This window comes from Gordonia alkanivorans NBRC 16433 (genome assembly GCF_000225505.1).
Classification (GTDB): domain Bacteria; phylum Actinomycetota; class Actinomycetes; order Mycobacteriales; family Mycobacteriaceae; genus Gordonia; species Gordonia alkanivorans.
The window spans coordinates 13866-33915 of the sequence record NZ_BACI01000113.1 but is presented as its reverse complement, the minus strand read 5'-3'; the positions used below and the strand labels follow the sequence as shown (position 1 = coordinate 33915).

At 68.6% G+C, this 20050-nt stretch carries 16 protein-coding genes; 9 read left to right on the top strand and 7 right to left on the bottom strand.

Annotated elements, in window-relative coordinates; genetic code table 11:
• From GOALK_RS20540 to GOALK_RS20525, 4 genes are all read right to left on the bottom strand, one after another.
• Positions 1–1713: HelD family protein (locus tag GOALK_RS20540; RefSeq protein WP_006360766.1), on the bottom strand; the 1713-nt coding region annotated here is incomplete at its 3' end.
• Positions 1710–2369, bottom strand: coding sequence for a hypothetical protein (locus GOALK_RS20535; protein ID WP_006360765.1), 660 nt, complete (start codon positions 2367–2369; stop codon positions 1710–1712). The genes GOALK_RS20540 and GOALK_RS20535, both read right to left, overlap by 4 nt.
• A 91-nt stretch (positions 2370–2460) precedes the next feature.
• Positions 2461–3579, bottom strand: coding sequence for a DoxX family protein (locus tag GOALK_RS20530; protein ID WP_006360764.1), 1119 nt, complete (start codon positions 3577–3579; stop codon positions 2461–2463).
• 285 nt (positions 3580–3864) lie between these two features.
• A complete protein-coding gene (locus tag GOALK_RS20525) occupies positions 3865–4545 on the bottom strand; it encodes an MBL fold metallo-hydrolase (protein ID WP_006360763.1) in 681 nt (226 codons plus the stop codon).
• A 265-nt stretch (positions 4546–4810) separates the two neighbouring features.
• On the opposite strand from GOALK_RS20525, the gene uvrA reads away from it, so the two are divergent.
• Positions 4811–7693, top strand: coding sequence for an excinuclease ABC subunit UvrA (gene uvrA, locus GOALK_RS20520; RefSeq protein WP_040004387.1), 2883 nt, complete (start codon positions 4811–4813; stop codon positions 7691–7693).
• 89 nt (positions 7694–7782) lie between these two features.
• On the opposite strand, the gene GOALK_RS20515 is transcribed toward uvrA, so the two are convergent.
• A complete protein-coding gene (locus tag GOALK_RS20515) occupies positions 7783–8085 on the bottom strand; it encodes a hypothetical protein (protein ID WP_006360761.1) in 303 nt (100 codons plus the stop codon).
• 253 nt (positions 8086–8338) lie between these two features.
• A complete protein-coding gene (locus GOALK_RS20510) occupies positions 8339–8764 on the bottom strand; it encodes a DUF1844 domain-containing protein (RefSeq protein WP_006360760.1) in 426 nt (141 codons plus the stop codon).
• 315 nt (positions 8765–9079) lie between these two features.
• On the opposite strand from GOALK_RS20510, the gene infC reads away from it, so the two are divergent.
• From infC to GOALK_RS20485, 5 genes are all read left to right on the top strand, one after another.
• The gene (infC, locus tag GOALK_RS20505; RefSeq protein ID WP_085948652.1) at positions 9080–9682 is read left to right on the top strand and encodes a translation initiation factor IF-3; all 603 of its coding nucleotides are present in this window, start codon (positions 9080–9082) and stop codon (positions 9680–9682) included.
• A 120-nt stretch (positions 9683–9802) separates the two neighbouring features.
• Entirely contained in the window at positions 9803–9997 is a 195-nt protein-coding gene (gene rpmI / locus GOALK_RS20500) for a 50S ribosomal protein L35 (protein ID WP_006360758.1), read from the top strand.
• A gap of 43 nt (positions 9998–10040) precedes the next feature.
• Positions 10041–10421, top strand: coding sequence for a 50S ribosomal protein L20 (gene rplT, locus GOALK_RS20495; RefSeq protein WP_005178731.1), 381 nt, complete (start codon positions 10041–10043; stop codon positions 10419–10421).
• Positions 10422–10468: 47 nt separating this feature from the next.
• Positions 10469–11278, top strand: a complete 810-nt coding sequence (locus GOALK_RS20490) for a TrmH family RNA methyltransferase (RefSeq protein WP_006360757.1) — start codon at positions 10469–10471, stop codon at positions 11276–11278.
• Between the two features lie 46 nt (positions 11279–11324).
• Entirely contained in the window at positions 11325–13814 is a 2490-nt protein-coding gene (locus GOALK_RS20485) for a Tex family protein (protein WP_040004385.1), read from the top strand.
• A 48-nt stretch (positions 13815–13862) separates the two neighbouring features.
• On the opposite strand, the gene GOALK_RS20480 is transcribed toward GOALK_RS20485, so the two are convergent.
• Complete coding sequence (locus GOALK_RS20480; protein WP_006360755.1) at positions 13863–14729, bottom strand: alpha/beta fold hydrolase; 867 nt, start codon at positions 14727–14729, stop codon at positions 13863–13865.
• A 148-nt stretch (positions 14730–14877) separates the two neighbouring features.
• On the opposite strand from GOALK_RS20480, the gene GOALK_RS20475 reads away from it, so the two are divergent.
• From GOALK_RS20475 to pheT, 3 genes are all read left to right on the top strand, one after another.
• Positions 14878–16317, top strand: coding sequence for an acyltransferase family protein (locus GOALK_RS20475; protein ID WP_006360754.1), 1440 nt, complete (start codon positions 14878–14880; stop codon positions 16315–16317).
• 95 nt (positions 16318–16412) lie between these two features.
• Positions 16413–17465, top strand: a complete 1053-nt coding sequence (pheS, locus tag GOALK_RS20470; RefSeq protein WP_006360753.1) for a phenylalanine--tRNA ligase subunit alpha — start codon at positions 16413–16415, stop codon at positions 17463–17465.
• A gap of 56 nt (positions 17466–17521) precedes the next feature.
• Positions 17522–19993 carry a phenylalanine--tRNA ligase subunit beta gene (gene pheT, locus GOALK_RS20465; protein WP_006360752.1) on the top strand — a complete coding sequence of 824 codons (2472 nt, stop codon included), beginning with the start codon at positions 17522–17524 and terminating at the stop codon, positions 19991–19993.
• The last annotated feature ends 57 nt before the right edge of the window (positions 19994–20050 follow it).

Sequence of the window (20050 nt, the reverse complement as noted above, 5' to 3'; positions counted from 1 at the left end):
CGGCGAGAGCTCCTGCGCCTCGTCGACGATCACATGACCGAAGGTCCAGGTGCGGTCGCCGTAGGCGCGTTCGGCGGTGGTGGCGCGTCGGGTCTCGGTCTGACGCGACGCCAGTTGTTCGGCGTCGATCAGGTCGTAGGCCATCAGGATCTCGGGATCGAGCTCGTCCTCGAGATCCTGTGGGGCCGAACCGGTCAGGATGTCGAGAGCATCCTGCGCCTCGGCGAGCTGACGCCGCCAGCGTGCACGTTCGGCACGTTCGGCGTCGTCGGTGCCGTATCCGATGAGTTCGGCCAGCTCGTCCAGTAGTGGCACATCGGCGGGGGAGAAGTCCTCCCCGGTGATCGAGAAGGTGCGCGGTTCCCGCAGTAGCGCAGCCCGGTCGTCGTCCGACCAGCCGGGGGTGGCCCTACGAATGGCGCGCTCGTCGGTCAGCAACTCGCGCAGCATGTCCTGTGGCGTCAGCGTCGGCCAGAACTTCAGCAGCGCCGCACGGATGTCGGGGTCCTGGCTCATGTCATCGCGGATGTCGGCGATGTCGGCGGGGCTCAGCAACTGTGATCCGTCGAGCAGGCTGGAACCGATGGTCGAGGCATGGCGCCGGGCGAGTTCGGCGAGACCGGCCTTGAGGAAGGCGTTCTGGGACTGGTTGTGGGCACGCCGCGTCGAACGGGCCTTGGCCCGTGCGGCTTTGACCAGTTCGGAGTCGATCTCGACCCGGTAGCCGTCGAAATCCACCGGCTCCGGCCGGGACGGCAACGACTGCTTCGCCCGCACCGCCCGTTTGAGGACGTCGACCATTCGCAGGCCGCCCTTGACACCGGTGGTGACACGCCGGTCCTCACTGCGGGCCCGGACGCCGGGGAACAGGTCGCCGATCGTCGAGAGAAGTACGCCGGACTCACCGAGCGACGGCAGGACCTGACCGATGTAGCTGAGGAAGTCGTCGTTGGGTCCGATGATGAGAATGCCGCTGCGCGACAGGATCTCGCGATGTGTGTAGAGCAGGTAGGCGGCGCGGTGCAGCGCGACGGCCGTCTTGCCGGTGCCCGGCCCGCCCTGGATGACCGTCACACCCCGGTGCGTCGACCGGATGATGAGGTCCTGCTCCCGCTGGATGGTCTCGACGATGTCGGTCATCTCGCCGGTCCGCGCAGCATTCAACGCGGCGACGAGGGCGGATTCGTTGACGACGTCGCCGTGGCCGAAGTCGTCGAGGAGGGCATCTCCTGCGGTCAGCGATTCGTCGCTGACCCCGCGGACCTTGCGGCTGCGGGTCCGGATGTGGCGACGACGGGCAACCTCTTCGGGCGCTGCCGGGGTGGCGAGGTAGAAGGGACGCGCGAGCGGTGCACGCCAGTCGAGCAGCAACGTTGCGTCGGTTGCGGTGTGGTCGTGCGTCCCGTCGTCACCGAGGCCGTCGTCGAGGACACCGATACGGCCGATCCGCCGGATCTCACCGTCATCGAGGTCGAGGCGGCCGAAATACAGGTTGTGTTCGGCGGCATCGAATTTCGCGAGATCTTCGTTGTACATCCGCTCGTAGGACTCGCGCTCCGAGAGTGCCTGCGGGGTTCCACCGCGCTCGCTCAGGGTCGAGGACAGGCGGCGCTGTGTGGTCTGGCGCATCCGGTCCAGACGGCCGTAGACGCGGTCGAGGTGTTCCTGTTCCTCGCTGATCCGAGGGTCGGTGTCGGGGGACAGTGCGGTCACGCCACAACTCCTCGCGCGTCGACGGGCCACGCCGACCATGACAGTCGGGCATCCCTGATCTGCCCCGTCATCCGGGCTGCGTGATCGCCGGTTGCCAGTCGTGCGCAGACCTCGGCCGCCGTGCCGTGCAGGGCAGGGTCGTCGAGATGCCGCTGCAGCCAGCCGAACACGCCGGCCTGGCTGCCGAACGGCAGCGGCGCGCGGGTCGCGGGGTCGGCGAGGACTCCGTGACGCGACACGTAGATGTCGAACTCGTCCGGAGTGGCGGGAGCGTCGGCGGGCAGCCGAGGGTCACCGAGAAAAATGAGGGGATGGTCGTGCGTGTTCACTGTCCGTCGATCGTAGTTGGGTTCGGTGAGGTCCAGCGCCTCGGTCTGCGGGGGTGAGAGCCAGGCGGCCACCGTCTCCAATGTGCCGTGACCAGTGCGAACGGGTGCCGCGGGAACGTATCCACGTGCCGCGACGTGGGCGGAATGACCGACTGTGATGTTGGCGACGCGTACCCGTGTCAGGTGCAGGACGCCAGCGGGGTCCAGGTGGCCGAGCTTCCGACGCAACACGCTCGGCGCCGCATTCGAGCCGACCGCCACCACCAGGCGCGTACCGGGTGGGGGAGCAGACTGCGGGTCCCGCTCGACCACAACGGACGCGGACACCCAGGGATAGTTCTCTGGTGGGTGTGCCGCGTCCGTGTGGTCGTCGGTGGTGCTCAGCGTCGTCCTCGCATCGGGCTACCGGGCGGGACGGTCAGCCGCGGGCCTTGCGCCAACGCTTGCGACCCTCGTCTGCGGTGTGCGCCGCGGTCTCCTCGGCGGCGGCCGCGAGATGCCGGGCGGACTCGGCGAGTTCGGCCGACCGGGCGCGTGCGAGTTCGGCGAACTCAGCCGAACGATCACGGGCGATGTCGGCGAACTCGGCCGAACGGTCGCGGGCGACATCGGCGAACTTCGGCGCGTTCTTCGCGGCCTGCTTCTTGGCCTTCTTCGCGCGCTTCTGCGCCTGCTTCGCCAGCTTCGGTCCGCGCTTGCGTGCGGTCTCGGCCAGTTCCGACGAGCGATCGAGCGCGGCGTCGGCCAGGCTCGACGAACGCACGATGGCGGCGTCGGCGAGAACGGGTGCACGGTCGCGCAGGCGGTCGGCGACCTCGGCTGCGGTGTCGGCGGCCCGCTCCGCGATCTCGAGCGAACGCTTCTGCGCGGACTCGGCCAGTTCGGGGGCGTGCTCGCGGAACTTGGCGGCGGCCTCGGCCGTCCACTCCGCGGAACGCTCGGACAGCACGTGGGCACCCTTGCTCAGCAGGTCACCGGCCTCGGCCGACCGCTCGCCGACGATCTCGGCGCCCTCGTGGCCGCGCTCGACGAGGGTGTCCCAGGTCGAGTGGCCGGCAGCGGCGCCGATCGGGAGAGCCGCGGCGACGGCGCTGGCCTTCTGCTTGCCGCGCCACGCGAGCGACGGCTTGCCCTCGGTGTCCACCGCGGCCAACAGCACGCCGCCGAGCAGGCCGATGTTCTTGATGAACGCGTCGCGCTGGGCTTCCTTGCGGACCGGGTCGGCCTCGTTCCAGAAGTCCGTGCCGGCGGCCGTCGTCGGGATCAGGGTTCCGGCCAGGACCACCGAGGCGAGACGCGGGAACTTGCCGGTCGCCAGCAGGATGCCGCCACCGATCTGCGCCGCGGCGTTGATCTGGACCAGCGTCTCGGTGTTCTCCGGGACCTTGTCCGCGACCTCCGGCGGCAATGCGGTGCGCGCCTTGTCGACGAGCGGCGCCGCGGACTGCGCGATCGGTTTCGGGCTCCGGATGGCGTCGACGCCACTGGCGACGAACGCTGACGCAAGGAGCGGGCGGGCGATACGGCGGAGAATCATCGGTCACAACCTTCTTCGATCGAGTGCGGTTCGAGATCCGTCGGGGTACAGCGCATTTCTGGCCTGATCAACGCTACCCGCCCTCCGGATACATGCAGGTGAATCGACTCTTCGTGATCCGTTCGGGAACTTCGGGAGCACCGAGGTCACGATCGGGAGAGCGTTTCGGGTGTCAGATATCCGGAGAGACCCATGCCCAAACCTGAAGCAAACCCGCCTCTTTTCCGTAAACCCACCCCGGCACGAGGGGGCGCGTTTACGGAGGAGGGGTGGGTTTTGCGGATGTCACCAGCCGCGTTCGCGCCACTCCTGCAGCGACGGACGCTCGGCACCGAGGGTGGTGTCCTTCCCGTGTCCCGGGTAGACGACGGTCGAGTCGCCGAAACGGTCGAACAGCTTGGTGGACACGTCCTCGATGAGGGTGTCGAAGTCCTCGGACTTCCAGGTCTTGCCGATGCCGCCGGGGAACAGACAGTCGCCGGTGAACAGGTGGACGGTGTCGCCATCGGTCAGGGCCAGGGCGATGGAACCCGGGGTGTGGCCGACGAGATGGATCGCCTCGAAGCGCAGGTCGCCGACCTCGATCACGTCGCCGTCGTCGACGAGACGATCCGGTGTGACCGGCAACTCGGGGGCGTCGAACCGGCCGGCAGCGGTGGGGACACCGGTGTGTTCGGCGACGGCGGCGAGCGCCTGCACGTGGTCGAAGTGCTGGTGGGTCGTGAAGATCAGTGCGGGCTTCCCGCCGATGGCGTCGAGGGTGGCGATGATCGTGTCCGCATCGTTCGCGGCGTCGATGATCAGCTGGTCGCCGGTGGCCTTCGAGGTCACCACGTACACGTTGTTGTCCATCGACCCGACGGACAGTTTGACGATGGTGGCCGAGTCCAGAGTGCGTCGCTGCGGGGTCTTCGATTCGGAGAGATCGCCGGTGTAGGAGTCGCTGATCGGTGTCGCTGAGGTCATGCGACAAGGCTATGACACCGCTCGGCGGGTGTGTGACGCTCGCGACGGTCGGGCGTGGTCGGGGCGCGGGTATCGTGGACTATCGGTCCGATGGTGTATGCGCGGATGGCGAGACCGATCGTCCGGCCCGCGGGCCTCGAATCCTATCCGGGCCTACGCATGCGGAACAGAATTGTCGGTGCCTGTCGTTACGGTGCCCATGCGCCACCCGTGCGCCCCGGTGAGTTTGAGAAGACTTTGACTCGAGAAGAATGTTAGGACTGCAGTGGTTGATCGTCTGATCGTCCGAGGTGCCCGCGAACACAACCTGCGGGGCATCGATGTCGACCTCCCTCGGGACAGCCTCATCGTGTTCACCGGGTTGTCGGGATCGGGCAAGTCGTCCCTCGCCTTCGACACGATCTTCGCCGAGGGCCAGCGTCGCTACGTCGAGTCGCTCTCGGCGTACGCCCGGCAGTTCCTCGGTCAGATGGACAAGCCCGACGTCGACTTCATCGAAGGTCTTTCGCCGGCAGTGTCCATCGACCAGAAGTCGACCAACCGCAACCCGCGGTCGACGGTCGGCACCATCACCGAGGTCTACGACTACCTCCGTCTGCTCTACGCCCGCGCGGGTAAGGCGCACTGTCCGATCTGTGGCGAGGCGATCGCCAAGCAGACGCCGCAGCAGATCGTCGACCAGGTCCTCGCCATGGAGGAGGGCACCCGCTTCCAGGTTCTCGCACCGGTGGTCCGTACCCGTAAGGGCGAGTTCGTCGACCTCTTCGCCGAACTACAGACCCAGGGCTTCTCACGCGCCCGCATCGACGGCGTCGTCCACCAGCTGACCGACCCGCCGAAGCTGAAGAAGCAGGAGAAGCACGACATCGAGGTCGTCGTCGACCGCCTCGTCGTCAAGGCCGGCGCCAAGCAGCGTCTCACCGATTCGGTGGAAACCGGTCTGCGTCTCGCCGACGGCATCATCGTGCTCGACTTCGTCGACCTCGAAGAGGACGACCCGAATCGCGAGCGCCGGTTCTCCGAGAAGATGGCGTGCCCCAACGCCCACCCGATCGCGATAGACGACCTCGAGCCGCGCTCGTTCTCGTTCAACTCGCCCTACGGTGCCTGCCCCGAGTGCGACGGCCTCGGGATCCGCAAGGAGGTCGATGAAGAACTCGTCGTGCCCGACCCGGAGATGAGCCTCGCCGAGGGCGCGATCGCGCCGTGGTCGACCGGTCACAACGCCGACTACTTCCTGCGCCTGATGTCGGGTCTTGCCGACCAGATGGGCTTCGACATCAACACCCCGTGGAAGAAGCTGCCGGTCAAGGCTCGTCGAGCGTTGCTCAACGGCAGCGACCACCAGGTGCACGTGAAGTTCCGCAACCGCTACGGACGCACCCGCTCGTACTACACCGAGTTCGAGGGCGTCATGTCGTTCCTCGCCCGGCGGATGGACCAGACCGAGTCCGAGCAGATGAAGGAACGCTACGAGGGGTACATGCGCGACGTGCCGTGCCCCGCCTGCCAGGGTGCGCGTCTGCGCCCGGAGATCCTCGCGGTCACCCTCGACCATCCCGAGTACGGCCCGAAGTCGATCGCCGAGGTCTGTGCGCTGTCGGTCGCCGACTGCGCGAACTTCCTCGACAACCTCCACCTCGACGAGCGTCAGGCCGCGATCGCCGGCCGCGTGCTCAAAGAGGTCCAGGCACGTATCCGCTTCCTGCTCGACGTCGGACTGGAGTACCTGTCGCTGTCGCGTGCGGCCGGATCGCTGTCGGGCGGCGAGGCCCAGCGCATCCGCCTCGCGACGCAGATCGGCTCCGGACTCGCGGGCGTCCTCTACGTCCTCGACGAGCCGTCGATCGGTCTGCACCAGCGCGACAACCGTCGACTGATCGAGACCCTCACCCGACTCCGCGACCTGGGCAACACGCTGATCGTCGTCGAGCACGACGAGGACACCATCCGGTCCGCCGACTGGATCGTCGACATCGGTCCCCGAGCCGGTGAGCACGGCGGTCACGTCGTGCACAGCGGCAGCTACAAGGACCTGCTGAAGAACCGCCAGTCGCTGACCGGTGCGTACCTCTCGGGCCGGGATTCACTCCCGGTCCCGGAGATCCGCCGGCCGATCGACCGCAAGCGTCAGCTGACCGTCGTCGGTGCACGTGAGCACAACCTGCGCGGGATCGAGGTGTCGTTCCCGCTCGGCGTCATGACGGCGGTGACCGGTGTGTCCGGCTCCGGCAAGTCGACGCTGGTCAACGACATCCTCGCGACCGTGCTCGCCAACAAGCTCAACGGCGCACGTCAGGTGCCCGGCCGCCACACGCGGATCAAGGGACTCGACAACCTCGACAAGCTCGTCCAGGTCGACCAGTCGCCGATCGGACGCACCCCGCGATCCAACCCGGCGACCTACACCGGCGTCTTCGACAAGATCCGCACACTGTTCGCGGCCACCACCGAGGCCAAGGTGCGCGGCTACCAGCCGGGCCGGTTCTCGTTCAACGTCAAGGGCGGCCGCTGTGAGGCCTGCACCGGCGAGGGCACGATCAAGATCGAGATGAACTTCCTGCCGGACGTCTACGTCCCGTGCGAGGTCTGCCACGGTGCCCGCTACAACCGGGAGACCCTCGAGGTCCACTACAAGGGCAAGACCATCGCCGAGGTGCTCGACATGCCGATCGAGGAGGCCGCCGACTTCTTCGAGCCGGTCGCCTCGATCCATCGCTACCTCAAGACCCTCAACGATGTCGGTCTCGGTTACGTCCGCCTCGGACAGCCGGCCCCGACCCTGTCGGGCGGCGAGGCGCAGCGCGTGAAGCTGGCTGCAGAGCTGCAGAAGCGGTCGATGGGACGCACGGTCTACATCCTCGACGAGCCGACCACCGGCCTGCACTTCGAGGACATCAAGAAGCTCCTCGCGGTGATCAACGGCCTCGTCGACAAGGGCAACACGGTCATCACCATCGAGCACAACCTCGACGTCATCAAGACGGCCGACTGGGTCATCGACATGGGACCCGAGGGTGGTAGCGGCGGCGGCACGGTCGTCGCCGAGGGCACGCCCGAGGACATCGCGGTCGCGCCGGGCAGCCACACCGGCAAGTTCCTCGCCGAGATCCTCGAGGTCGACGAGACGGTCGCGTCAGCGGGCTGACAGGCACAGCAGAATCGCCACTTCCATTGCAGCAGCGCTGGTTCAGCCAGCACCTCTGCTCGAAAGTGGCGATTGTGCGTACGGCTGGGCTACTGGCCCATCGACTTGCGGATCTCCTCGAGACGCTTCTTCGCTGCCTCGTCGCGCTTGCGCATCATCTCGTCGACGCTCTGACCCTCGGCACTCGCCTCGGCGAGATCCTGGGAGCCGATGGCGGTATTGATCCGGTTCTCGATCTTGTCGCGGACGAAGTCGAAGGTCGGGACACCGCTGTCGGTGTAGTCGGGATCGGGGAGGGTTCCCGGCACCGGACCGGTGTGCACGATCTCCGCGTCGATGACGTCGTCAGACGGGGGCGTGTTCGGTGCGTCGGACTCTCCGGGATTCGTCATGAGTCCAGGTTAGTGGTTTCGACACGGCTCGTCGCTACGCTCCTCGCCTGCTCAACCAGCAGAACCCCGCCGGCCGAGTAGGGACGACCGAGCGAAGCGAGGACGCCGCAGCAGATTCGTTCAGCAGAACCCCGCCGGCCGAGTAGGGACGACCGAGCGAAGCGAGGACGCCGCAGCAGATTCGTTCAGCAGAACCCTGCCGGCCGAGTAGCGACGACCGAGCGAAGCGAGGACGCCGCGTATCGAGGTCCGCCTACTTCTTCGGGGCCCTCACCGGGCCGGTGTACTTCTCGCCGGGTCCTTCGCCGGGCTCGTCCGGGTATGCGCTGGCCTCACGGAAGGCGAGCTGCAGGCCCTTGAGGCCGTCGCGGATCGGGGCGGCATGGATGCCGAGGTCGGCCTTCGACGCATCGACGAGGCCGGCCAGGGCGGTGATGAGGGTACGGGCCTCGGGCAGGTCGATCCGGTCCTCCGGGGTGCCCTCGGCCAGGCCCAACTTCTCGGCGGCGGCACTCATGAGCATCACGATCGACCGGGTGATGACCTCGATGGCCGGAATATCTCCCAGGTCACGGACGTTGTCGAAGTCAGTGCGTGCCGCATCATCGATGTCGGCGCCACTGCCCGTCGCACCCTCCTGGGGTGTCGGTGCTGGTGACGAATTGGGGTTCTCGGCCATGGCTGTTAGACTCCCATAGCACGACCGCCCTGGTATGCGCCGGGGTCGTAAGTGGAGTTCCGCTCCCACCGTTCGACGCGAGTCCTCGCCTGGCGAGTTCGCCGCAGTCGCACGGTCCGGTTCACGCCGATCGTCGCAGATCGCATCCTGGTGATGCGACTGGGAAGATCGGCCGCGCTGTGCCCCCGGGGTGCAGTGAAGAGAATCGGTCGGTATCGGAGCCCCGCGGACATTGTCCCGGGGCTCGTTTGCTGAGGTTTGCGCTCGTTCTCCTGCACACGACCCTCGCCACGACGCGACGGTTACCACTGCAGGATTGAACTAGGAGGCCCCATCAGCACTGAGACCCGCATCAACGAGCGCATCCGCGTCCCTGAGGTCCGACTCGTCGGACCCAACTCGGAGCAGGTGGGCATCGTGCGTGTTGAAGATGCGCTTCGCTTGGCTTATGAAGCCGACCTCGACCTCGTCGAGGTGGCTCCCGACGCCCGTCCGCCGGTCTGCAAGATCATGGACTACGGCAAGTTCAAGTACGAAGCGGCCCAGAAGCAGCGCGAATCGCGTCGCAATCAGCAGATGACCGTCATCAAGGAGCAGAAGCTCCGACCCAAGATCGACGACCACGACTACGAGACCAAGAAGGGTCACGTCGTCCGGTTCCTCGAGGCGGGGTCAAAGGTGAAGGTGACCATCATGTTCCGCGGCCGCGAGCAGTCCCGTCCTGAGCTCGGCTACCGCCTGTTGCAGCGCCTGGGCAACGATGTCGCCGACTACGGCTTCGTCGAGACCTCGGCCAAGCAGGACGGTCGCAACATGACGATGGTCCTCGCCCCGCACAAGGGCGCGAAGACCCGCCAGAAGGCGCAAGAGAGCCGCGAACGTTCCGGCGGCCCGAAGAACGCGCTGGACGAGAGCTGAGCCGTTCGGCCGGACGCGGGCGAAGGCCCCGTCCCGGCCGAGATCACGAGACGTGAACCCGGATGCCAGCCGGACCTGATCAGGTTCGGCTGCCGGAGTTCGCCCGACAGAAGGAAAGACATGCCTAAGAGCAAGACCCACAAGGGCACCGCGAAGCGATTCAAGGTGACCGGCAGCGGCAAGATCGTCCGTCAGAAGGCCAACCGCCGCCACCTGCTGGAGCACAAGCCCTCCAAGCGCACCCGTCGTCTCGACGGCACCACCGTCGTCAGCGAGAACGACGCCCCTCGCATCAAGCGCCTGCTGAACATCTGACGCGCGCGAACCCTGACCTCTGACAAGCAAAAGGATTTAACACATGGCACGCGTGAAAAGGGCAGTGAACGCCCAGAAGAAGCGTCGGTCCACCCTCGAGGCCTCGAAGGGCTACCGCGGCCAGCGGTCGCGCCTCTACCGCAAGGCCAAGGAGCAGCAGCTCCACTCGATGACCTATGCCTACCGGGACCGTCGCGCCCGCAAGGGTGAGTTCCGGAAGCTGTGGATCGCGCGTATCAACGCTGCGGCCCGCGCCAACGACATCACCTACAACCGCTTCATCCAAGGCCTCAAGGCCGCTGGTGTCGAGGTTGACCGCAAGGTGCTCGCCGACATCGCGGTGACCGATCCCGAGGCCTTCACCGGCCTGGTCGAGGTCGCCCGCAAGGCCCTGCCGGCCGACGTCAACGCCCCGGCTGCCTGATTGCGCCACACCACACACGACCCGCGAGTCGCCCGAGGGATGATCCGATGACGGAGATCCTGTCCGAGCGATCCTCGCGGGTCGTGTCGTATGCGAAGCTCCATCGCGCTGCCGAGCGGCGTGAGCAGGGGCGTTTCCTCGCCGAGGGGGCCAACTCGGTGTCCTCGGCTCTCGCGGTCGACCGCGCCGAGGTGGTGCTGGTCGCCGACGAGGACCAGCTCCGGCATCAGGGGATCACTGCCGCCGCCGAGGCGGCCGGCGTCCCGGTTCTCGTGATCTCCGCCCGTGCGGCGTCGAAGCTCGCGGAGACCTCGACCCCGCCCGGGATCTTCGCTGTCTGCCCGCTCCTCGACGTGCCGCTCGAGGCCGTCCTCGCCGACGAGCCGCGGCTCCTCGCGATCGCCGTCGAACCGCGGGAACCCGGCAACGCCGGAACCCTCATCCGATGCGCCGACGCGATGGGCGCCGATGCGGTGGTGCTGCTCGGTGACGCCGTCGATCCCCACAACGGCAAGTGCGTCCGCGCGAGCGCCGGGAGCGTGTTCACCGTGCCGGTGGTGCGTCAGCGCGCCCTGACCGAGGGTCTCGACGCCATCGCCGGCGCCGGCATCTCGCTGCTCGCGACGGCCGCCGACGGCGAGGTGAACCTCGATCACGCCGCCGAGGTGCTGTCCGGCCGGGTCGGCTGGCTCTTCGGTAACGAGGCCCACGGCCTGTCCGCCGACATCCAGGCGGCCGCCGACCACCGGGTGTCCATCCCCATCCGCGGTCGCGCGGAGAGTCTCAACGTCGCCGCCGCGGCAGCGATCTGTCTGTACGAGAGTGCGCGTGTCCACAATGCGGTGGGTCGCGGCTGACAGCTGTCCGAGGCGGCCGGTAGGGTCGGCGATCGTGTCAGAAACCGTGTCACCCGCGTCCGTGCCCCAGCCCGAGTCCGCTCCCGCAGTCCCCGCCCCATCGGATGCCGCGACCCCGCAGACGGTGCCCACCCCCGACCCCGCGGTCGTGAACGCCCGCATCGCGTCGGCGATCGCCACCGAACTCGGCGTCGGCGTCGGACAGGTCCGGGCCGCGATCGAACTACTCGACGGCGGGTCGACCGTCCCGTTCGTCGCCCGGTACCGCAAAGAGGTCACCGGCGGTCTCGACGACACCCAACTGCGCACCCTCGACGAGCGTCTCGGATACCTGCGCGACCTCGAGGCCCGGCGTCAGTCGGTCCGCGAGTCGATCGCCGCACAGGGCAAGCTCGACGCCGAACTCGACGCACGAATCCTCGCGGCCGACACCAAGGCCCGCCTCGAGGACATCTACCTGCCGTACAAGCCCAAGCGCCGCACCAAGGCCCAGATCGCCCGCGAGGCCGGGCACGAGCCGGTGGCCGACGCGCTGCTGTCGGATCCGCCCACCGATCCGTCGACCTTCACCGCCGAACAGCTCGACGGCGCCCGCGCGATCGCCGTCGAGCGGTTCGCCGAGGATGCCGACCTGGTCGGTGAACTGCGTGAACTGATGTGGCAGACCGGCGTGCTGCGGACCGCCGTCCGTGAGGGCAAGGAGTCGGCCGGCACCAAGTTCGCCGACTACTTCGACTTCTCCGAGCCCTTCACCTCGATCCCGTCGCACCGGGTGCTCGCCGTGCTGCGCGGTGAACGCGAGGAGATCCTGACGGTGACCCTCGACGCCGATCCGGAGGCGGCCGACCGCCCGGCCGGACCCGGCCCCTACGAGCAGCGCATCGCCGCCCGGTTCGGGATCCCCGATCAGGGTCGTCCCGCCGACCGCTGGCTCGCCGACACCGTGCGTTGGGCGTGGCGCACCAAGCTGTTCGTCGGACTCTCCCTCGACGTCCGGATGCGGTTGCGTCAGGCCGCCGAGGCCGACGCGGTGGCGGTCTTCGCGACCAACCTCAAGGACCTCCTCCTGGCCGCACCCGCCGGTGCCCGCACCACGATGGGACTCGACCCCGGCCTGCGGACCGGTGTGAAGGTCGCCGTGGTCAACGAGACCGGCAAGGTCGTCGACACCGCCACCATCTACCCGCACGAGCCACGCCGCGACAAGGCCGGCGCGCTCGCGGTGCTGGGAGCGCTCGTCCAGAAGCACGGCGTCGACCTCATCGCGATCGGCAACGGCACCGCATCCCGCGAGACCGATGCGCTCGCCGGCGAGCTGATCGCGGCCATCAAGGACTCCGGCAAGAAGCCGCCGACCAGCGTCGTCGTGTCCGAGGCGGGCGCCTCGGTGTACTCGGCGTCGGCATACGCGTCGAAGGAACTGCCCGACCTCGACGTGTCGATCCGCGGTGCGGTATCGATCGCCCGCCGCCTGCAGGACCCGCTCGCGGAACTGGTGAAGATCGATCCCAAGTCGATCGGCGTCGGCCAGTACCAGCACGACGTCTCCGAGACGCTGCTCGCCCGGTCGCTCGGCGCCGTGGTCGAGGATGCGGTGAACGCGGTGGGTGTGGACGTGAACACCGCATCGGTGCCGCTGCTTTCCCGCGTCTCCGGAATCACCGCCGGACTTGCGGAATCCATTGTCGCGCACCGTGACTCGAACGGGGCCTTCCGCAGCCGCAAGCAGATCACCGATGTGCCGCGCCTCGGGCCCAAGGCGTTCGAGCAGTGTGCCGGCTTCCTCCGGATCACCGACGGCGACAACCCGCTCGACGCGTCCAGCGTGCACCCGGAGGCCTACCCGGTCGTCACCCGCATTCTCGACAAGGTCGGCGCCGACGTCCGCTCGCTGATCGGTGACACCGCCACCCTCACCAAGCTGCGTCCCGACGACTTCGTCGACGAGACCTTCGGTCGTCCGACCGTCATCGACATCATCGCCGAGCTCGACAAGCCGGGTCGCGACCCGCGCCCCGAGTTCAAGACGGCGACCTTCGCCGCCGGGATCGAGAAGGTCTCCGACCTCACGCCCGGCATGGTGCTGGAAGGTCAGGTCACCAACGTGGCGGCCTTCGGCGCCTTCGTCGACGTGGGCGTCCACCAGGACGGCCTGGTCCATGTGTCGGCGATGGCCCACCGCTTCGTGTCCGACCCGCACGAGGTCGTGAAGTCCGGCGACATAGTGAAGGTGAAGGTCATGGACGTCGACGTCGAACGCAAGCGAATCGGACTGTCGCTTCGCCTCGACGACGAGCCGGGGACCGGCAACGCCGGCGGCAAGGGCGGCACTCGTGCGCCGCGCAGCGACAACGGCGGTAATCGAGGTGGCGGTCAGCGCCGCAACGAGCAGCGTGGCGGCCAGGGTGGCCAGGGCGGCCAGGGCGGTCGCGGCAACCAGGGCAACCGCGGCGGCGGCAACAACCGCAACGACCGCCGGCCGGCGCCGAGCGGTGCGATGGCCGACGCGCTCAAGCGCGCCGGCTTCGGCAAGTAGTTCTCACGTCGACGGTCCCGGCGCTTCGCGTGCCGGGACCGTTGCGTTTCAGCGGGATTCGGTGCTCACGAGATCGTCGAGGAACTCGATCAGACCGCTACTCAGGACGTCGTTGTCATCACCGCTGACCATGTGGCCGGCGCCGGTGACGTCGATGTAGCGGGCACCGGGGATCAGTTCGAGGAGTTCCCGTGCGCCCTCGTCGCTGACGACGTCGGACTGTTTGCCCCGGATGAGCAGGGTCGGCACCCGCACCGCCCGAGCGGCCTCCCGTGCACGTTCCTCGCGTTCGGCGGCCGTCCGCTCCATGTGGTCGCGCGGCGCGAGCATTCGCGGGTCCCAATGCCAGTACCAGCGGCCGTCGCGCTCGCGGAGGTTCTTGCGGAGCCCCTCGATCCGGGGCGGGCGACTCCGGTGCGGGTTGTAGGCGACGACGGCGTCGAGGGCGTCCTGGAGACTGTCGAAGCCGGTGAGTCCGTCGCGCATGAAGCCGGTGATCTTGGCGATCCCCTCGGGTTCGGCGGTGGGCGTGATGTCGACGAGGACCAGCGCCCGTGCGATGGACGGGGCGTGACCCGCAGCGTGCAGGGACGCCAGCCCGCCCATCGAGGCACCGATCAGTACCGGCGGTTCACCCAGGTCGTCGACGATCTGCCGCAGGTCGCGGGCGTGCGCACCGTTGCTGTAGTCGGCGTCGTCGGGCCATTCGCTGTCGCCGTGGCCGCGGGCGTCGATGGTCAGAGCGCGCCAGCCGTGCTCGGCGAGGCGGGCACCGGTCCGCTGCCACGAGTGCCGGGTCTGTCCACCTCCGTGCAGCAGCAGTGCGGTGCCGGTCGGCGGGCCGGAGGGTTCCCAGATGTCGGCGGCGAGCCGGATACCGTCGCCGCGCAACTGGGTGATGCTGGAGGGCTTCATCTCTCCGTCTCTACCCGTGCGCGTGGGCAACCGGACAGCTTTCCGGCGGCCCGTGACATGTGCCACACGCGAGTGCTGCGGGGATTGCCGCCCCCGACCGAGTAATTCTGCTCAGGCCCGGCGGGACGCTCCTGGCGAGACTCGATGAATGCTCACGACCTCCGCTCGACCGACCGCCGGAAAGCCGGCGGAAAGGCTGCCGACGCCACACGAACTGGCGGCGCTCACCGGCGACCGCGACCGGGTCGTCGACCTCATCCGCATCTGCTCGTTGCTCGTGGTGGTCGTCGGTCACTCGATCATGCTCACCGTCGACGCCTCCGGCGGTTCGATCCGCCTCGGCAACACGCTCGGCGACGTGCCGATGCTGCAACCGGCCACCTGGCTGCTCCAGGTGCTGCCGCTGTTCTTCTTCGCAGGCGCCGCGGCGTCGACGCATGGCTGGATGTCGCGGGCATCCGACGACCCTCCCGCCGCGGGGCACTGGCTGTTCACCCGCACCCAGCGTCTTCTCCGACCGCTCGGCTGGTATCTGGGAGTGGTGCTGGTGGTGCTGGCCGGGCTGACGACCGCCGGCCTGGACGCCGCGGCCGACGTAGTCGCGCGACTCGGCGTTCAACTGCTGTGGTTCCTCGGTGCGTATCTCCTCGTGCTGGCCGTCGTCCCGCTGCTACAGCGGATCCGCACGCCTCTCCACGTGTTCTTGGCGCTCGGAACATGCTGGGGGAGTACGGCACTCATCGACGCCATCCGGCTCCACGCCGGCCCGTCGTGGCTGGGCTATCTGAACTTCCTCACCGTGTGGACGATCCCCGCCGTGCTCGGAGTCGCCTACGCCAAGCAGATCCTGCGTCCGGGGACCGCCGCGGCCGTGTCCATCGGTGCCCTGATCCTCGACACCGGGCTCGTGCACCGGGGTCCGTACGAGATCTCGCTCGTGACCGTGCCGGGGCAGCAGCTGTCCAACATGAGTCCGCCCAGCCTGCTCCTCGCCGGTCACGCGATCGTGCTCTGCGCAGGTGCCGTTGCCGTCCGCCGGGTACTGGCGACGATCGCCGGACGTCCGCGGGTCTGGTGGTGGGTCGTCCTCGGCAATCGCGGCGCGATGACGCTGTACCTCTGGCACCTGCCGGTGCTCGCCGCGGTCATCGTCCTGGGCGCGGTGACGGGCCTGGACCGTGCCGACGTGCAGTCCGCGTCGTTCCCGATCGTCGTCGGCGTCCAGACGATGCTGCTCCTCGCGCTCATGGTGCCCGTCGTCGTGATGCTGTCTCCGCTGGAGAACCGGCCGCTGCCGTGGTGGGACGGCCCCGTCGCCCGGCGAGCGGGACGCGCGCGGGACCTGACCCTGCTGGCCGCGCTGGTGTGCCTCGGCATCGCGGTCCTGATGGTGTCGCGGTACGGCCTGCTCGGCGACGGCATCGGGTGGCTGATTTCCGGGATCGGATGTGCGGTGACGGGTCGTGTCCTCGCTCTTCGACCCGCTGCGCGAGGCGGGGGAGACGCGGTTCCCGGAGACGACGCCTCCCTGCAGGTCAGCGCGTCGCGGCGGTCGACTACCCTCGATGAGAGTCATCGCCGCCGTTGACGGTCGTCCCGAGCCGGTTTTCCGCGCCCGAGCAGCCCTGGCGCGTGACGAGGACGCGTCCATCCACCGACCCACGCATGAGGAGCTCGCCGACCGTGGCCACTTCCGCCGACGAAACGGTATTCCCCGGACCCGACGACCTCGAGGCGGCCGCGGCGTCGGCCATCGAGGCCTTCGAGGCGGCGGCCGACCTCGAGCAGCTGTCCGCGGCGAAGTCCGCGCACCTCGGCGACCGCTCACCGATCGCGCTGGCCCGACGCGCACTCGGCAGCCTGCCGAAGGAAGAGCGCTCGGCGGCCGGCAAGCTCGTGAACCAGGTTCGCGGGCGGGTCACCGCGTCGCTCGAACTCCGGACCGCGGTCCTCGAAGCCGAACGCGATGCGGCGGTCCTCGTCGCCGAGTCGGTCGACGTCACCCTGCCCAGCGGCCGCCGCCCGGTCGGCGCGCGCCATCCCATCACCGTGATCGCCGAGCAGGTCGCCGACGTCTTCGTCGGCATGGGCTGGGAGATCGCCGAGGGCCCCGAGGTCGAGACCGAACACCACAACTTCGACGCTCTCAACTTCCTGCCGGATCACCCGGCACGGTCGATGCAGGACACCTTCTACATCGCGCCCGAGGGCTCGCGTCAGGTGCTGCGCACGCACACCTCGCCGGTCCAGGTGCGCTCCATGCTCAACCGCGACCTGCCGATCTACGTGGCCTGCCCGGGTCGGACCTTCCGCACCGACGAGCTCGACGCCACTCACACCCCGGTGTTCCACCAGATCGAGGGACTCGCCGTCGACAAGGGTCTGACCATGGCGAACCTGCGCGGCACCCTCGAGACCTTCGCCCGCGCGCTGTTCGGGCCGGAGACCACCACGCGGATGCGTGCGTCGTACTTCCCGTTCACCGAACCGTCGGCAGAGGTCGACGTCTGGTTCCCGGCCAAGAAGGGCGGACCCGGCTGGGTCGAGTGGGGCGGCTGCGGCATGGTCAACCCGAACGTGCTGCGCGCGAGCGGAATCGACCCGGACGTCTACTCCGGCTTCGCCTTCGGCATGGGCCTGGAACGCACCCTGCAGTTCCGCAACGACATCTCCGACATGCGCGACATGGTCGAGGGCGACATCCGGTTCACCCTCCCGTTCGGTCCGGCCGCCTGAGCGGCCCGGCACGCATCCTCAGACTTCCACGACGCGACGAAAGTAGTTGATACACAGTGCGTGCACCACAGTCCTGGTACACAGAGGTCCTGCGCTCGGGCGACCCGGAGTGGTCGGCGACCACCGAGGAGATCGACGCGGGATTCGTCCGCGTCGGTTTCGAGATCGAGGACATCGAGAAGTTCCCGGAGATCACCGGACCGCTGGTGATCGGTCGCGTGGAGACGATCGAGGAGCTCACCGAGTTCAAGAAGCCGATCCGCTTCTGCACCGTCGAGGTCGGTGAGGCCGAGCCGCGCGGCATCGTCTGCGGCGCCCGGAACTTCGCCGTGGGTGATCTGATCGTCGCTGCACTGCCCGGTGCCGTGCTGCCCGGCCCGTTCGAGATCGCCTCGCGCAAGACCTACGGCCGCGTCTCCGACGGCATGATCTGCTCGGTCTCGGAACTGGGCATCGGCAACGACCACAGCGGCATCCTGGTGCTGGCCCCCGGAACCGCCGAGCCCGGCGCCGACGCCCGCGAGGTCCTCGGACTCGACGACGCCGCCATCGACGTCAACGTCACCCCCGACCGCGGATATGCCTTCTCGATCCGCGGTCTCGGCCGCGAGCTGGCGAGCAGCTTCGAGGTGCCCTTCGTGGATCCGGGCGTGGTCGACGCCGACGTGACCGGCGAGGGGACGCCGTGGCCCGTCGCCATCGAGGACGGCTCCGGTGCCACCCGCTACACCGCGCGCGTGATGAGCGGCGTCGACCCGGCTGCCATCTCGCCGTGGTGGATGCAGAAGCGACTCATGGTCGCCGGTATCCGGCCGATCTCGGCGATCGTCGACGTCACCAACTACGTGATGATCGAACTCGGTCAGCCGCTGCACGCCTTCGACGCCGATCGCATCACCGGCACCGTCACCGTCCGCTCGGCGAAGCCGGGGGAGAAGCTGCGCACCCTCGACGAGGTCGACCGGGTCCTCGACCCCGAGGACGTCGTCATCGCCGACGAGAGCGGTCCCATCGCCCTCGCGGGTGTCATGGGCGGCGGTGCCACCGAGGTGGGCGATCAGACCACGACCGTTCTGCTGGAGTCGGCGACCTTCGACCCCGTCCGCGTCTTCCGCACCGGTAAGCGCCACAAGCTGACCTCCGAGGCCAGCAAGCGGTTCGAGCGCATCGTCGACCCGGAGATCACCGCGGTCGCCTCCGATCGCGCCGCGCAGCTGATCGTGGAGATCGCCGGCGGCACCATCTCCTCTCCGCTGTCCGAGGCCCGCGTTTCGACCCCGCTCCCGTCGGCGATCAGCATCGCCGCCGACGAACCCGACCGCGTCGCGGGTATCAGCTACCCGGCGGGCACCACCGCCGCGCGCCTCACCGAGGTCGGTTGCGTGGTCACCGGCACCGACACCCTCGACGTCGTCCCGCCGTCGTGGCGTCCCGACCTCAAGCAGCGTGCCGACCTCGTCGAAGAGGTGCTGCGGCTCGAAGGTCTCGAGGACATCCCGGCCGTCGTGCCGCGCGCTCCGGGTGGCACCGGCCTCACGCCGGTGCAGCGGCGCCGTCGCAGCGTCGGACGCACCCTCGCCCTCGACGGTTATGTCGAGGTTCTGCCGTACCCGTTCATGCCGGCCGGGGTCTTCGACCTCTGGGACCTGCCCGCCGATGACGAGCGCCGCCGCACCGTCAAGGTCCTCAACCCGCTCGAGTCGGACCGGCCCGAACTCAACTCGACGCTGTTGCCGGGCCTGCTCGAGATGGCCGCGCGCAACATCGCCCGTGGTCAGCGCGATCTGTCGCTGTTCACCATCGGTCAGGTCGTCATCGCCGGTGACCACGTTGCGCCCGTCCCCGCGCTCGACGTGACGCAGCGCCCCACCGATGAGGACATCGAGGCGCTCGACGCCTCGCTGCCGCATCAGCCGCTGCACGTCGGCGTCATCCTGACCGGCCTGCGCGACCCCGCGGGGCCGTGGGGTCCGGGACGTGCCGCCGACTACCTCGACGCCTTCGAGGCGGCTCGCACCATCGCGCGTGCTGCGGGAGTGGAGGTCGAACTCTCCGCCGCCGATCACCGGCCGTGGCATCCGGGCCGCTGTGCCCGACTGACCGTCGACGGACGCACGGTCGGCTACGCAGGCGAGCTCCATCCGGCGGTGCTCGAACGCGCCCACCTGCCCAAGCGTGCCTGCGCGGTCGAGATCGACATCGACGCCCTGCCGCTCCGCGAGGTGCTGCCCGCTCCGGCGGTGTCGGTGTTCCCGGCCGTCCTGCAGGACGTCAACGTGGTGGTCGCGGCCGACGTGCCGGCCGCCGACGTCCGGTCGGCGCTGCGCGACGGCGCGGGTGAGCTGCTCGAGGACATTGCCCTGTTCGACGTCTTCACCGGCGAGCAGGTCGGCGACGGCAACAAGTCGCTGACGTTCTCGCTGCGCTTCCGCGCGAGTGATCGCACGCTCACGGAGGACGAGGCCAACGCCGCGAAGCTGGCCGCGGTCGACGCCGCCGCCGAACGAGTGGGCGCCCGCCTCCGCTGACACGAGGGCCGGACCGCCGACCCACTCCACCCCGTCTATGAATTGATTTGCAGGCTG

Bases quoted from the DNA above. Each gene is read 5' to 3' on its own strand.
- GOALK_RS20510 (WP_006360760.1), bottom strand. From the start codon at position 8,764: ATGGCCGAGAACCCCAATTCGTCACCAGCACCGACACCCCAGGAGGGT.
- GOALK_RS20525 (WP_006360763.1), bottom strand. From the start codon at position 4,545: ATGACCTCAGCGACACCGATCAGCGACTCCTACACCGGCGATCTCTCC.
- GOALK_RS20475 (WP_006360754.1), top strand. From the start codon at position 14,878: ATGCTCACGACCTCCGCTCGACCGACCGCCGGAAAGCCGGCGGAAAGG.
- rpmI (WP_006360758.1), top strand. From the start codon at position 9,803: ATGCCTAAGAGCAAGACCCACAAGGGCACCGCGAAGCGATTCAAGGTG.
- GOALK_RS20530 (WP_006360764.1), bottom strand. From the start codon at position 3,579: ATGATTCTCCGCCGTATCGCCCGCCCGCTCCTTGCGTCAGCGTTCGTC.
- GOALK_RS20515 (WP_006360761.1), bottom strand. From the start codon at position 8,085: ATGACGAATCCCGGAGAGTCCGACGCACCGAACACGCCCCCGTCTGAC.
- GOALK_RS20480 (WP_006360755.1), bottom strand. From the start codon at position 14,729: ATGAAGCCCTCCAGCATCACCCAGTTGCGCGGCGACGGTATCCGGCTC.
- GOALK_RS20490 (WP_006360757.1), top strand. From the start codon at position 10,469: ATGACGGAGATCCTGTCCGAGCGATCCTCGCGGGTCGTGTCGTATGCG.
- rplT (WP_005178731.1), top strand. From the start codon at position 10,041: ATGGCACGCGTGAAAAGGGCAGTGAACGCCCAGAAGAAGCGTCGGTCC.